Source organism: Lysinibacillus sp. NPDC086135 (genome assembly GCF_044746345.1).
In the GTDB taxonomy this organism is placed as follows: Bacteria; Bacillota; Bacilli; order Bacillales_A; family Planococcaceae; genus Lysinibacillus.
Genome location: NZ_JBIVCA010000006.1, coordinates 96444 through 110255 on the forward strand (window position 1 = coordinate 96444; position 13812 = coordinate 110255).

A 13812-nucleotide genomic window follows, 5' to 3' on the forward strand; every position below is an offset into this window, starting at 1 on the left:
CGAACAATAGAAGGAGTGATATAACTGAAAACAATTATATTTATCGGCACTAACAAATCCGGGTCAAGTCGTGAAGCAACAAAAGCAGCAGAAAACCTAGGTTATTATACTGTCCTTTTTACAAACAACAAAAAGCAGTTACAACAGAGAAAAGCCTACCCAGATATTCATAAAATGATTCTTATTGATACTTCGAATATAGAGGACATGAAAGATGAAATTTATAATTTAACTAAAACTGGGTTAGAAATAAAATCTATTGTTAGTTTTGTCGATCCTTTTGTCCATATTGCCTCAATTTTATGTGATGAATTTTGTGACAACTTTACATCTTCAACAGCTATTGAAATGATGGAGGATAAAGAAAAAACTAGAAATTTTTTAAAAAACCAGCCTTATTCTCCTAAGTTTTTTCTTCTCAAGCCAAATGAGTCCTTCTCTAATAACTTAGAATTTCCACTTATTGTAAAATCTCCAAAATCAACAGGCTCCAAAGATGTATTGTTAGCAAACGACTCAGACCAACTGAAGAAACACCTGAGCTATCTGCGAAGCAAAAATCCCCGTGAAACAATAATGATTGAAGAATATATCGAAGGTCCGCAATATTTAGTAGAAGCACTTGTCTATAAACGGCAAGCTAATATCATCGGTATTATTGAACAAGAAATTACTCAAGGTAAACGTTTTATCATTACTGGTTATGGTGTTCTTGTTAAAGCTCCGAAAGAAATTCAAACAGGTCTTGAGGAAGTTCTTCAGTCTATTGTTAAAGCGTTTAACATCGAAAATGGTGCTCTGCATTTAGAGCTTCGTTTAACAAAGAATGGCTGGAAGCTTATAGAGATTAATCCACGAATCTCAGGGGGAGCAATGAATACGATGCTTCACGCCGCCTTTGGATTTAATTTAGTGAAAGAAACACTTAAAGTATTTTTAGGTGAGCGCCCCGATATCAATCCAAAGCATAGAAAGTTTGTCTATACGAAATACGTCATTATTGAAAGTAAAGGGATTTTAGAAAAAGTTATTGGAAGAAATAAAGCAGCTCATTCACCTGGAGTTGTGGATGTATATGTGAAGCCGAAAAGAGGGACATTGCTGACCCCTCCTTTATCGATGGGACATCGTTATGCATATGTAATTGCGGAAGGCGCAACATTAGCGGAAGCTAAAAATAAAGCCATTAACGCCGCAAAAGAAATTAAGTTCATTCTAAAATCTTAAATTTAAAATATCTTTCCATGCTCTCATTATTTAGCTATAAAAAAATATCCCGAATAATTGTTTCCTTCAAAAGGTCAATTACTCGGGCTTTTTTATTTATTCTTGAAATTTTTGATCTAAAAATTTAACCGTATCAAACATATTCGTTTTACTAGCACCTTTTACTAAAATGGTGTCGCGAGGTTGTATCACTTTCTCTAAGAGTTCATGTAATTCATCCTTATTCAGGAAATGATAAATTTTAGAAGGATCCATCCCTACTGCCTTCGCTGCTACTCCCATTTCCTCCGTTCTAAAACCATAAGTGATGAATAAATCTATGTTTTGCTCGTAAATGTATTCGCCCAATTTACGATATTCCTCTTCTCTTAAATCCCCTAATTCTCGCATTTGACCAATAATAGCAATTTTACGTTTCTTCGCTATATTTGTAAGAACATCAATAGCAGCACGTACGCCCTGAGGATGGGAGTGAACGGTATCGTCAATAACTGTAATATCATTGCGACAGTTATAAATTGTTAATCGTCTAGGTGGTTTTTTGAAATTTAGCCCTGTTTTAATATCTGCTGGACTAAATCCTAAATAATCTGCAACCGCAATGGCATTGAGTGCATTATATACATGATGTTCTCCTAAAATTGGGATATACATTGCCATTTCCTGCCCATGCAGCTTTATTTTAAAGGACATACCGATGTCTTTATATTGGATATCATAAGCTTGATAGTCCGCTGTGCTATGAATACCAACTGTTAGGATTTTTCCTTTAAACTGCTGTGTCTCCAAATACTTAGAATTATCATCGTCCTTATTCAGGATTAATAAACCGTTTTGCTCCATCCCATGTATTAATTCCGATTTCGCCTTGGCTACTCCTTTAATATCTCCATCAAAATTACCTACATGAGCTAAGCCGATATTTGTAACGATACTAATATTTGGTTGGATAATGCTACAGTGATTTGTTATGATACCTGGATAAGCCATCCCATACTCAAGCACAACAGCCTCATGTGAAGCATTAATTTCTTCTTTATGTTTTTTCGTATGCTCTGTTGTATTCCAATAATCTTTTGACTCAAAGATATTCCATTTTACCGATAAAATGGAGGCTAGAAATGCTTTTGATGTTGTTTTTCCAGCACTGCCGGTAATCGCAATAATCGGTAAAGCCTTTTCTTTTGCTAAAGGTTTTTCTTCTGGTAAAGCTTTTTTTTCTGGTAATGCTTCTTCTACTAAAGATTCTTCTACTAAAGCCCTTTCTTCAGATGAATCTTTAATTTTCCTATGTTGCCTAATTTCCCTTTTAATTTGCTTCTGGTTCTTAGCAAGGTACATTGCATACCTTATAGTATTGATGACTACATCTAATTCTAAATAAAAAGCAGGAGGGCAACCTGGTCGCCAGTTCACTTCATACATCCAAATTTTCCTTTGTTCATCTAAGCCTACATCAATGCCAATTTCATCAATAACTTCTCCAAATTGCGCCATCTGAATTTCATCTAAATGTCGAGCTAGTGATAAAGAAAAATGCTCTAACATACGCCGAATATCATAAGCATCTTCTTTAAATTCCTGCTCTAAAAAAGGATCTAAATAATTCGTAAAACCACCGTTGTTAATATTCGGTATAATCGAGCCATTTGGTGCAATTCGCGGATAAACCGTCGTTATAATCCATTTACCTTCACCGTTTTTTTGAACATGTAGACGAAAATCATAAATTTGACCTGATTTTGTTTTTGATTGAATATAGGGTTGCACGATAAAGGTGCCTGTAGAAAGTTGCTCTCTAATTAACTCATCTAGCTGTGACTGTGTACATAATGTAGTTTCCCTATCCTTCTTTACCTCAAAGTTAGTTCTTCCTACTTTCGAAATAAAATAAATCCCTTTTCCCTTCCGGCCATCTATCGGTTTAAATACGACTTTTTTATAAAAGGCCATAAATTTATGGAGTAATTCAACATTTTCAACAACCTCAGATGGAATTAAATACTTATCAAATTCCTCTGCTTCTTTAAGTCGCTTCATAACATTCCATTTATTCCCTATAGAATGAGTTGTAAAAGGTATTTCCTTTTTCAATTTCTCAATAATGTCCTTTGATACCGATAATTTTTCTGGACTTCCTGCATTGTATATAACATCCGGAAAGGGCATCATTTTTTCATGCCAATCACCATTTTCATATACCTTTCCTCTAATGGAACGTTTATCAAAGTCAACGCTTTTTGGTGTAAAGTAAAAAAATTGAGCTCCTTCTGCTTGTGCAACGGCCGCAAATGCATATGACTTTAGAACAGTTCTAGGATCTAACCGATGATGCAACATTCCAATAATTGTCATTCATTAATCTCTTCCCTTCATAGGATTCTCTCTCTAATAAATTCAATGACTACAACGTGCACCTAGACAGATGCTCTAATTTTTATGTTATTTTAATAGTATTTTACCTCGGCATAATTGTGTCCTTAAATCGGCTTTGTACTTAGGCTGCACAAGGGCCAACACGATGTCGGTCATTTCGGTAATGCCATAGGCTAACATCCTTTTTTAACTCCTTTCCGATTTCCGTAACATCCGTCGGAGGCGTTAACTTCACCATTTGGGCTCAATGATAAATTTCCCTTTTAACATGTCAGGCTTTAATAACTGAATCGCAGATATACCACTTAAGTCAATGGATTTTTCTGAGGATGTTCGCTCTAATCGGACAACCTCTGCCATTAAATTCGTATCATGTCCTTCATAATCATAGGCTCGCAAAAGCGAAACAGTTCCGCGACAACTTTCTCGATCAATAGCCTCTATGCGAAAAAACTCTGTTTCAAACTGCTTTACAGTATCCATCAACCTTAAATGACTGCCGTTGTGTGTTATTAAAAAAAAAGGAATCGTATCGCTTCCCACTATTTTCACAAGAAGCTGACCAAAATATTTAGAATGAAAATCCTTTATCACATCCTGGAGTGCTTTTATGTCGTAGAGCGCTTCACATAGAAAATGTTTTTTTTTGTATTCATTATTCATTTCCTCCGCTCCTTCCAAGTCTTTATTAAAATTTACTAGCATTGATACTAGTGGAAGATCAACTGCCCTAAACGAAAGTTTCACTTTATTCAACATCCTCTCGTTATAATATGTAAAGACAAGAAATATGACAATTTTTTTCGTTTTACATATAAAACTGGTCATTTTGTTTGAATATGTATGCTTCAGAGCAGAGTGAAACATTTACACTATTGTTACGCAATCTTCGTAAAATATGAAAAACCTTCATCGAAAAATCAAATTAATTTAAAAAGTTTTTTATTTCAGGATAGTTTTCAATAAAAAAAATCGTATTTAATAGTGAACGATGAAATAGATGCCTCACCTGTTTGCCTTGATAAGTATTCGGATAAACAATAGTTCTATTCACTGACTATTCAAGCAAACTGGTAAGAAGCGACTTAATTTAGAAAGGAGTTTGTTATGAACATACAAGCTGAAAATGTCGTTTATGAACTACAAAATCACAATGAACATGCTTTACATTTCATCATTGAGCAATATGGTGGATTACTACAAAGCATCATCACTAAACATCTCTTTCCTTACTTAGAAGAAGTTGATGAATGTTTGGATGACACATTACTTGCTATTTGGGAAAATGGTGAATTTTTCGATGAAGCGAAAGGATCTTTTAAAAATTGGATTGCGATCATTGCAAAATATAAAGCGCTGGATCGAAGAAAAAAATTACAACGTTATAATGAACGCTACATTTCAACTTTAGAATTTGAAGAGTCTTTCACAAATACTGAGAGGACAGAATTAGAGGACGTCGAAGAACTTTTACAACATTTATCTGTTGAGGACCAATTATTATTTAAAAAATATTATTTAGATAATGTAAATTCCAAGAACATTGCAAAAGAATTTAATGTGTCTGTCCCGGTTATACATAACAGACTTTCCCGTGGACGTCATAAACTTCGTGCATTAAAACAAAAATGGATTACAGGGAGGCTATAAAAATGAGTGAATTATTTAAACTATTTAATCGAGCAAAGGTTCAAACAGAAGAATATGATGAAACCCCGTTGTCAGATATAGAAATAGCACGTATAAAAAAACGTCTGCATTCAAAATTGAAAACACAAACATCAAAAAAGAAGAAGCTTACAATTTTAAGTGGGGTAGGTGTCGCTATGCTTGCCGCTACAATAGCCATTTCTAGCCCAAATGCACTTGCTAAATTACCCATAATAGGTAGCTTTATTGAACAATATATGAATCACCCAGCTGTTAATGACGAAATGTATACAACGTATAAAAATATAATCGGACAAACAAAAGAAAATAAATATGGAACCTTAACGTTAAATGAAGTTATGTTAGATCAAGGAGAACTTTTCATCACGACTACTTATCATAGCAATAAACCCGTTCCAAACTCGGAATATCTTCAAGTTAATAAGCACCTTCCAGACACAGATTACCTGCCCCTTTTCCCTGAAATAGAATTAGATGGGAAGGAAGTAGAGTCTGGAGGAGGAGCAGGTAATAATAAAATCGATGACCAAACATTTGTCATTTATAGTCAGATTAGCATTCCAAATATAGAGCTTTCTAAGCCACATGAAATTCAGTTTTCTTTTAAAAACGATAAAATTAGTGACCCTTGGGAATTTAATTTCATTGCCACAGGTGAAGCCATTGCGGCTAAAACAACAGAAACCATGATTAATCAATCTTTTTCTTTACCGAACGGACAGAAAGTTGTAGTTGAAAAAATTACTCAATCGCCCGTTTCATTAATTCTTTATTATCATATGTTTCCGGCGCCTGACAAGACAATGGATTATGATGTCCAATTTAGATTATACGACCAGAATAATAATCAGTTAGGTCAATCTGCTTTTAAAACAATGCTCGAAAATTCTACACTTCGCTTCCAGAAGGAAAATATGGAGCCAATAACAAATATCACACTCGTTCCGCACTCTATTAATGTAAAAAGTGGCGTTCCTCACAAGGATGTTGTCAAAGTGTTTCATGAGTACACAATTACTACCCAATTGAACAAATAATTAAGTCTACCAATCTTGAAAATATAAAAAAGAAAACGTCCAATTTGACAATGGACGTTTTCTCTTTAGACGTTACGTTGTGGCATTATTTTGATTCCCATGATTTAGTAGAATAACTCCACCAATGATTAATGTAATGCCTAAAGCTGAGTAAAGATTAAAAATATCTCCCCATACAACAATTCCCACAATGACTGTTAATGCTGTGCCTACACCGGACCAAACGGCGTACGCAAGGCTTAATGGTAGCGTTTTTAAACATAGAGATAATGAATAAAACGAAATGCCATATCCAAATGCGACAGCTACCGAGGGACCTAGAACTGTAAATGCTTCTGAAAACTTAAGCATCGTTGTTGCAAATACCTCACTGACAATGGATAACGTTAAAAATAAATACCCTTTCATTTACAAATCCCTCCTTAATGTCCGCTACCCGCAAGGTTAAGAATAACCACACCGACAATAATTAATAGAATACCCATAATTTTTTTTAGATTGAATAATTCCTTATAAAAGACTACACCGATGACCGCCGTTAGCGCCGTTCCTACTCCTGCCCATATCGCATACGCAGTGCCAATTGCTAAAGATTGTAATGTTAGAGAAAGGAAATAAAAAGCCGTTCCATATCCAACTACTACACCCACTGACGGTAGTAATCGTTTAAAGCCATTTGTAAGTTTCAACATCGAGCTAGCAAAAACTTCTGAGATAATTGAAATGAATAAAAAACCAAAAGCACTCATGTATGTTAGTCCTTCCTTGTCATGTGCATTAATTGTGCAAAGACACCGTCTGCTGCCTTAGCGGAAATCGGTGCGATATTTAATAGTTTCGAATAATACAATCCATCAATTGTTAATCGAATCAGATGAACAACGGATTCCTCCAAACCATCTTGGAACAATTCGTCAAGTAAACAGTCATAAACTGTTGAGATGGCTGAATGGTCATTTTGCATAATTTGAATCGCAATATTTAAGGATGCCCCGTTCGCAAGATCTTTTTGTGACGCGAAGATAAATGCTCTCGTCAATCTTCCTGTCCCTTGCTCAAGGCTTGCTAAATGTTCATAGGATTGTACAACCTCATTCAAAATCGTTTCAGCGATTGCTGTTTGAAGCGCATCCTTCGTCTTAAAATGATACAATAATCCACCTTTGCTAATGTTTGCTTGACTAGCTATTTTATCTAAAGTTAAAGTACTTAAATCATTGTCCTTTAAATAATCAATCGCCGTTTGGATAATATGTGAACGTTTTAAATCTGCTTTTGATGACATACAATCGCTCCCTTTTAAAATAAAAAAACCGTCTGGTCGGTCTTTTTCTATATTATAACTCTTATTGCACATCGTCAATTACAATACGAAAAATTTTGGGATCTGATGCTGAATGAACTTGTGAAAACAACACGTCGGAACATAGTAACGTGGAGATTGAAGCCGAGCCCGTGGAAAGCGCCAGTTCGTAATGAAAATCAACCTATGCTTATAGTTACACCATATTTTGTATTCATTCTTTTATCGCCAAACTAAAACCCTCTCAAATATTGAGAGGGCTCCTTAAATTTATTTCGGTAATATAAACGTTTCTTTTTTACCTTTTGAAGTATCTTCCGCTCCTTTATTTCGGATAGGACCGAATTCAATTTCAAAGGCTTTATCTTTCCAAATTTTTTCATATTGCTCTTGATCTAATACGAAAACTTGTAATAGCTCGCCAGTTTCTCCAGCTTTAATAACTTCATTATAATTGTAATTTAATAGCATACCTTCGCTTAATGAATATTGCTTACCATCATTAACTGTCAATTTTGATGACATAGATGATAAACCGATTTCACTTTTTGCTTTATTTTCTAACTTAAACTTCACTGTTAATAAAGTGACACCATTAGTGAAATTAGAGAAACGAGGAGCTTCCACTTCATTTGGTGTAAATTTTGTAAACTGATACCCTTCTAGTATAGCATTTACATCCCCTATTTTCTTACTTTCATTGATGTCGCTTTTTTCCTTTAACATCGTCTTTTCGCCCATATTGTCCATTGTTACTTTATCTTGATAAAATGACGAATTACTTGCTACTTTTTTCGAACCATTCGTAGTTAAAGCAAGATTAAATCTTCCATCTGAACCAAAAGTAGAGCCATAATTTTCTTTTTCAGTAAACGGTTTTGAAACCATAACAGTTACTGTACCAAGTTCATTGATTTTTGCTAAATCTGTTTCACCGAATGGATAAGCGATATACCCCGTTACCTCTTCACCCGCTTTTAATAAATAATCTGTTTTATAGCCTAGTTTTGTTGGTAATTGATCTTCTTCAGGAATTAAATACTTATCATTCGTATAATCTTTAGTTGCACCAGTGAATGTCGCGTCTAAAGTAGGCATGTAATACACATCTTTATCCATGTCATTTTTCACTGTATATTTAGCTAAAATGACGCCACCGTTTGTTTGTTCACCAAATGGGATATTAAAGTCTGTGTGGAAATCCTTTAATTCTACAACTGAATATGCATCAAGCGAAATTGAAACATTCTCCATTTTATGTACTTGTGGTTCATTGTTTTCAAAAAGAACTTTCGTTTTCCCTTGAGTTTCTTTTTCCATATAAGAAATTAAAGAAGCAAAGTCAGCTGAACTAGATTCTTCCTTTTGGACTTTATCTTGTCCTTTTTCCTCCTGTGTTTTCTTAGGTTCATCATCTTTTTTTGTTTCGTCCGCGCTTTTTCCACAGCCACTAAAAATAATTGAAGTTGATAAAATTAGTGAAGACATTAAAAATAAATTCTTTTTCATTTCTTCCTCCAAGACGTGTCTTTAAAGTTTTTAGGCCCAACTGTAAAAGTAAATAATAAAAGCTATTTTTTGAGCTGATACCCATTTTAATCCATTTTCATCTCCGAAACAACTTGAACTGGAAGAAATTGTACTAACGAAATAACCAGCATCCAAATATTGTCTATTGAATAATTCAATGTCATTTTCATATTACCTTTATTTACCACATCTAATCATTTTTGAGGTTGTTCCTTTTAGTAATACTTATTAATTTACTAAAACACCTGTATTTCTCTGCAGTTATCAGAGAATAAGTACAATATACCTAAGAATATAGTCACATGTGAATTCACGTATTTTTACCTTTATTGTTGCTGTCGCTTCCTTTTCATGCAAATATATTCTCTTATCGATAGGTCAAAGTTCGAGAAAAACAAAAAAGCTAGATAAAAGATAAGCATCTCTTTTCTAGCTACTTATATCAGATGATTTTCGTCTTATAACAATCCTGCCTTTGTTAAATAGTCTCGTGCCACTTCTTCTATGTTTTGGCCTTTTACATTTACTCGATAATTCATTTCGCGCATCTCATCATCTGTTATTTGATTTGACAGCTTATTTAAGGCTGTTTCAATCTCAGGATATTTTTCTAACGTTTCTTTCCTTAGTAAAGGAGCCCCTTGATAAGGTGGGAATAGTTGCTGATCATCTGCTAAAACTTGCAGATGATATTGACGTATTTCACTATCCGTTGAATAAGCATCTAATAAATCTATATTTCCTGATTCGATCGCCTGATATCTAAGCTTCGGCTCCATCGTTGTTATGTTAGAAAGTGTAATACCATAACGCTTTTGAATGCCCAAATAACCATCTTCTCGATCATTAAATTCCAATGTGAAACCGGCTTTTATCGTTTCTTGAATAGGCTTAATGTCAGAAATTGTTTGCAAATGATAAGTATCAGCCATTTGTTTCGATACTGCCAATGCATACGTATTGTTATATTTCATCGGACTAAGCATCACCATACCAAATTTATTCATCATGCCTTCTTTTGCCTGATGATAAACAGCTTCCTGATTATTATTGATGGCTTCCTCTTTTAAAAACTCTGAAATTGCCGTTCCAGTAAATTCTGGATAAATATCGATACTGCCAGATTTAAGTGCATTAAATACAAAGGAAGTTTTACCAAGTCCAGGTTTTAATTGCACCTTTAAGTCTGTTTCATTTTCAATAAGCATTTTATACATATTAATTAGAATTTCTGGCTCAGAGCCAAGCTTACCTGCAATGACAATTTCTTCTTTCTCTTTGAAGTTTAGTAACGGGAAGATTATCATTATTAATGCTACTCCACTAATAATACTTAATGCCGAAATTGTATTTTTAAACGACAGTGATTCTAGTTTTTTTAGGAAGAAATCGAACACTAATGCTAAAATCGCCGCAGGGACAGCCCCTAAAATAATAAGTGCGGTATTATTTCGGTCAATTCCAAGCAAAATGATATCCCCTAATCCCCCAGCTCCGATTAATGCCGCTAAAGTTGCCGTTCCGACGATTAATACCATAGCTGTGCGAATCCCTGCCATAATAACAGGCATAGCAAGAGGCAATTCTACTTTCACTAATCGCTTTCGCGTATTCATCCCCATCGCCATCGCAGCCTCTTTTAAAGACGGATCTACTTCGTTTATCCCAGTAAATGTATTACGTAAAATCGGAAGTAGTGCGTAAACAACTAAAGCAATAATGGCAGGTACTTTTCCGATGCCAAACAACGGAATCAACAACCCCAATAACGCCAATGAAGGAATCGTTTGTAAAACTGCACTAATACCGATAATACTTTCTGCTATTTTCTTTTTATTCGTTAAATAGATTCCTAGAGGGATAGCAATCACTACCGCAAGAAATAATGCAATGAATGAAATTTGAATATGCTCTAATAATGATGCCAATAGCTGGCCTTTTCGTTCATTAAACACACCAAAAAAGTTAGCCATTTAAATTACCTCTCTCTAAGGAATCATGTGCTAGATAACGAAGCATGGTTGCTCTCGTGACAACACCAATTATTGTCCCGTTCTCTTCCACACTTAAACATTCATATTGAGCTAATTTTTGAAGAATGGTATGCAAAGAATCCTTTGAAGAAATGGCGTTCGCTTGATTTCTTTGATGAACCTCATCAGCAATTGGTCCAAGTACAGCTTGGATATGGAAAGTCCCATACTCTTTTACCCCAACAAATTCACGAACAAAATCATTAACAGGATTGTCTATGATTTCACGTGGAGTACCAATCTGTACAATTTCTCCATCCTTCATTACACATATGCGATCACCAAGTTTTAAGGCCTCTTGCATATCATGCGAAACAAAAACGATTGTTTTTTGTATCGTTTGCTGAAGCTCGAGAAGATCATCTTGTAATTTTGTGCGGCTAATCGGATCTAAAGCACTAAAAGGCTCATCCATTAAAATGATTTCGGGATCAGCTGCTAATGCACGAACAACACCGACCCTTTGTTGTTCACCACCAGAAAGCTCTATTGGCTTACGCTGACTATATTTATCTCGTTCAAGTCCAACCATATCCAATAAATCGCCAACTCGTTGCTGGATTTGCAGTTTACCCCATTTATTTAATTCAGGCACAACAGCTATATTTTCTTCAATCGTCATATGGGGGAAAAGTGCAATTTGTTGTAGGACATAGCCGATATTCCATCGCAATTCATGAATGTTGTAATCACTAATTCTTTTACCGTTAATGCGGATGGTTCCTTCTGTTAAATGAATTAATCGATTAATCATCTTTAATAAAGTTGTTTTTCCACAACCACTCGGTCCAATAAGAACAAAAAATTCTCCCTTATTGATCTCTAAATTAATAGCTTTTACTGCGACTTGATCATTTACATATTTTTTTGTGACATTTTCAAATGCTATCATTGTATAAGCTCCTTTTAGTAATGCGCCTCCATAATGACATACTGTTAGTTCAGAACGGACATCACCTACAACATTTGCAAAGATTACCTTGATCATTTTGGCAACAATATATATTGACTTAATGTTTTAATCTAGAAATAAACTACTATTTTTATCCTCTTCATTTCATATACGTTCAGCATAGTAGGTCTAGAACTAACTCTTTTAAAAGGGACATCAAGTTACTATATATATTTCACTAACTAAAGTCATTTCAAACTTACTTTTTTGTTTCATATCAAGACATTGGTCCTCTTGACGCTCTCCTCTATTTGTCTCATAATTTCCATAGAAAATCGTATACTGTCTTTGGGTACAAATAAATAACCTTCAATAAAGATTTCCTTTCAAAATGACTAACTTCAGAAATGTTCATACTACCTAGTAATGATTGCAACTATATTTTAATTGGCCTTTCATTTCTCGATTATGCTAGAAATTAAGGAACTAAATGAGGGGGTTTTTCGTTCTATGAATGATGTACTCTATTATAGAAAACTGACTTTATTTCTATTTATAACTCTGTAATAATTAGAAATATATGAACCTCGTTAATGCAAAGAAAGGAGGAAGATGTGGTAATCTACCAACATCAATGACAATGAAATACTTCATTAATTTTTTCAAAGTTCTTCTGATTACTGTTATTGTTATCTGTATTTCGTTTTTTATGGTGACACAATTTTTCAATACTCATGAAACTGAAGAGCCTGTAGTTGTCGATAATAGCCCTAGTGTAGAAGAGTTTATTGGCGCTATTGCTGAAATTGCTCGACAACAAGGTTCCGAGAATGACTTGTATGCATCGGTTATCATTGCGCAAGCGGTGTTAGAAAGTGAGCATGGACAAAGTGGCCTTGGATCCGCTCCAAATAACAATTTATTTGGTATGAAAGGCAGTTACCAAAATAACTCCGTAACATTGGAAACATCTGAGGATGATGGTTCAGGTAATATGACAAGGGTGATGGCTGCATTTCGCAAATACCCTTCCTATGAAGCTTCCATACAAGATTATGTAAAATTAATGCGTAATGGGGTTTCCTGGAACAAAAATTTCTATGCAGGCGTTTTTAAAAGCAATACGAAGTCTTATGCAGATGCTACGAAGTTTTTAACAGGCTCCTATGCAACAGATTCACAATACAATGAAAAGCTTAATGCAGTGATAGCAAAGTATGCTTTACAACAGTATGACAGTCCTGTGAAAGATAAAAAAACAATTACTGTAGCCGATGGTGACTCTCTTATGCATATTGCAGAGGCTCATAATGTTAAAGTTACATCCATTAAACAATGGAATCAGCTTCGATCTGATAGACTTGAAGCCGGTCAACAATTAAATATTTATAAATATTAATATAAAAAATCTCCATGAATAATTATAGACATGGAGATTTTTTGCTTATACTAACTTATAAATCTGTAAATCACAGTTTCTAAGTCAAAGACTCGTTTATTTAAAGCGTAAGTTCTACCTTCTACCTGCTGAGCAATTTTTTCAGTAAACTCACCTAAATTTTCGATAATATTTTTCTAAAGCTCTGCTTGTCCAATTTTAAGTTCAAAGACATCACCCTTAAGTATTTGTACATCACTTTTAAGTTCATGCACATCATCCTTAAGTATGTGTACATCACTCTTAAGTTCATGCACATCATCCTTAAGTACGTGTACATCACTCTTAAGTTCATGCACATCATC

12 protein-coding genes are annotated in these 13812 nt (G+C 34.5%); 4 read left to right on the forward strand and 8 right to left on the reverse strand.

Annotation, left to right across the window (positions count from 1 at the left end):
* The first annotated feature begins 24 nt into the window (after window positions 1-24).
* Entirely contained in the window at window positions 25-1227 is a 1203-nt protein-coding gene (locus tag ACIPKN_RS10265) for an ATP-grasp domain-containing protein (protein WP_400935894.1), read from the forward strand.
* Between the two features lie 96 nt (window positions 1228-1323).
* Here the strand turns inward: ACIPKN_RS10265 and ACIPKN_RS10270 are convergent, their stop codons facing one another.
* Both ACIPKN_RS10270 and ACIPKN_RS10275 read right to left on the reverse strand, forming a co-directional pair.
* On the reverse strand, window positions 1324-3582 hold the full coding sequence (locus ACIPKN_RS10270; RefSeq protein WP_400935703.1) for a YheC/YheD family protein: 2259 nt from the start codon (window positions 3580-3582) through the stop codon (window positions 1324-1326).
* 252 nt (window positions 3583-3834) lie between these two features.
* A complete protein-coding gene (locus ACIPKN_RS10275; protein ID WP_400935705.1) occupies window positions 3835-4266 on the reverse strand; it encodes a hypothetical protein in 432 nt (143 codons plus the stop codon).
* A 444-nt stretch (window positions 4267-4710) separates the two neighbouring features.
* On the opposite strand from ACIPKN_RS10275, the gene ACIPKN_RS10280 reads away from it, so the two are divergent.
* Both ACIPKN_RS10280 and ACIPKN_RS10285 read left to right on the forward strand, forming a co-directional pair.
* Window positions 4711-5253 (forward strand): sigma-70 family RNA polymerase sigma factor, encoded by a 543-nt coding sequence (locus tag ACIPKN_RS10280; RefSeq protein ID WP_400935707.1) that lies wholly within the window; start codon window positions 4711-4713, stop codon window positions 5251-5253.
* Window positions 5254-5255: 2 nt separating this feature from the next.
* A complete protein-coding gene (locus ACIPKN_RS10285) occupies window positions 5256-6311 on the forward strand; it encodes a DUF4179 domain-containing protein (protein ID WP_400935709.1) in 1056 nt (351 codons plus the stop codon).
* Window positions 6312-6383: 72 nt separating this feature from the next.
* Here the strand turns inward: ACIPKN_RS10285 and ACIPKN_RS10290 are convergent, their stop codons facing one another.
* The 6 genes from ACIPKN_RS10290 to ACIPKN_RS10315 form a co-directional block, all read right to left on the reverse strand.
* Window positions 6384-6719: a DMT family transporter gene (locus tag ACIPKN_RS10290; RefSeq protein WP_400935711.1), complete on the reverse strand. Its 336-nt coding sequence runs from the start codon at window positions 6717-6719 to the stop codon at window positions 6384-6386.
* 14 nt (window positions 6720-6733) lie between these two features.
* A complete protein-coding gene (locus ACIPKN_RS10295) occupies window positions 6734-7060 on the reverse strand; it encodes a DMT family transporter (protein ID WP_400935713.1) in 327 nt (108 codons plus the stop codon).
* A 5-nt stretch (window positions 7061-7065) separates the two neighbouring features.
* Window positions 7066-7596: a TetR/AcrR family transcriptional regulator gene (locus ACIPKN_RS10300; protein WP_400935715.1), complete on the reverse strand. Its 531-nt coding sequence runs from the start codon at window positions 7594-7596 to the stop codon at window positions 7066-7068.
* A 288-nt stretch (window positions 7597-7884) separates the two neighbouring features.
* Complete coding sequence (locus ACIPKN_RS10305; protein ID WP_400935717.1) at window positions 7885-9123, reverse strand: DUF5068 domain-containing protein; 1239 nt, start codon at window positions 9121-9123, stop codon at window positions 7885-7887.
* A 479-nt stretch (window positions 9124-9602) separates the two neighbouring features.
* Entirely contained in the window at window positions 9603-11117 is a 1515-nt protein-coding gene (locus tag ACIPKN_RS10310) for an ABC transporter permease/substrate-binding protein (protein ID WP_400935719.1), read from the reverse strand.
* Window positions 11110-12069 carry an ABC transporter ATP-binding protein gene (locus tag ACIPKN_RS10315; RefSeq protein WP_400935721.1) on the reverse strand — a complete coding sequence of 320 codons (960 nt, stop codon included), beginning with the start codon at window positions 12067-12069 and terminating at the stop codon, window positions 11110-11112. Before ACIPKN_RS10315 ends, ACIPKN_RS10310 begins: the two co-directional genes overlap by 8 nt.
* Before the next feature lie 580 nt (window positions 12070-12649).
* On the opposite strand from ACIPKN_RS10315, the gene ACIPKN_RS10320 reads away from it, so the two are divergent.
* Window positions 12650-13468: a glucosaminidase domain-containing protein gene (locus ACIPKN_RS10320; RefSeq protein WP_400935723.1), complete on the forward strand. Its 819-nt coding sequence runs from the start codon at window positions 12650-12652 to the stop codon at window positions 13466-13468.
* The last annotated feature ends 344 nt before the right edge of the window (window positions 13469-13812 follow it).

Excerpts from the sequence above, each read along its gene's own strand:
- ACIPKN_RS10270 (WP_400935703.1), bottom strand. The coding sequence starts at position 3,582 with ATGACAATTATTGGAATGTTGCATCATCGGTTAGATCCTAGAACTGTT.
- ACIPKN_RS10275 (WP_400935705.1), bottom strand. The coding sequence starts at position 4,266 with ATGAATAATGAATACAAAAAAAAACATTTTCTATGTGAAGCGCTCTAC.
- ACIPKN_RS10280 (WP_400935707.1), top strand. The coding sequence starts at position 4,711 with ATGAACATACAAGCTGAAAATGTCGTTTATGAACTACAAAATCACAAT.
- ACIPKN_RS10285 (WP_400935709.1), top strand. The coding sequence starts at position 5,256 with ATGAGTGAATTATTTAAACTATTTAATCGAGCAAAGGTTCAAACAGAA.
- ACIPKN_RS10290 (WP_400935711.1), bottom strand. The coding sequence starts at position 6,719 with ATGAAAGGGTATTTATTTTTAACGTTATCCATTGTCAGTGAGGTATTT.
- ACIPKN_RS10295 (WP_400935713.1), bottom strand. The coding sequence starts at position 7,060 with ATGAGTGCTTTTGGTTTTTTATTCATTTCAATTATCTCAGAAGTTTTT.
- ACIPKN_RS10300 (WP_400935715.1), bottom strand. The coding sequence starts at position 7,596 with ATGTCATCAAAAGCAGATTTAAAACGTTCACATATTATCCAAACGGCG.
- ACIPKN_RS10305 (WP_400935717.1), bottom strand. The coding sequence starts at position 9,123 with ATGAAAAAGAATTTATTTTTAATGTCTTCACTAATTTTATCAACTTCA.
- ACIPKN_RS10310 (WP_400935719.1), bottom strand. The coding sequence starts at position 11,117 with ATGGCTAACTTTTTTGGTGTGTTTAATGAACGAAAAGGCCAGCTATTG.
- ACIPKN_RS10315 (WP_400935721.1), bottom strand. The coding sequence starts at position 12,069 with ATGATAGCATTTGAAAATGTCACAAAAAAATATGTAAATGATCAAGTC.
- ACIPKN_RS10320 (WP_400935723.1), top strand. The coding sequence starts at position 12,650 with ATGAACCTCGTTAATGCAAAGAAAGGAGGAAGATGTGGTAATCTACCA.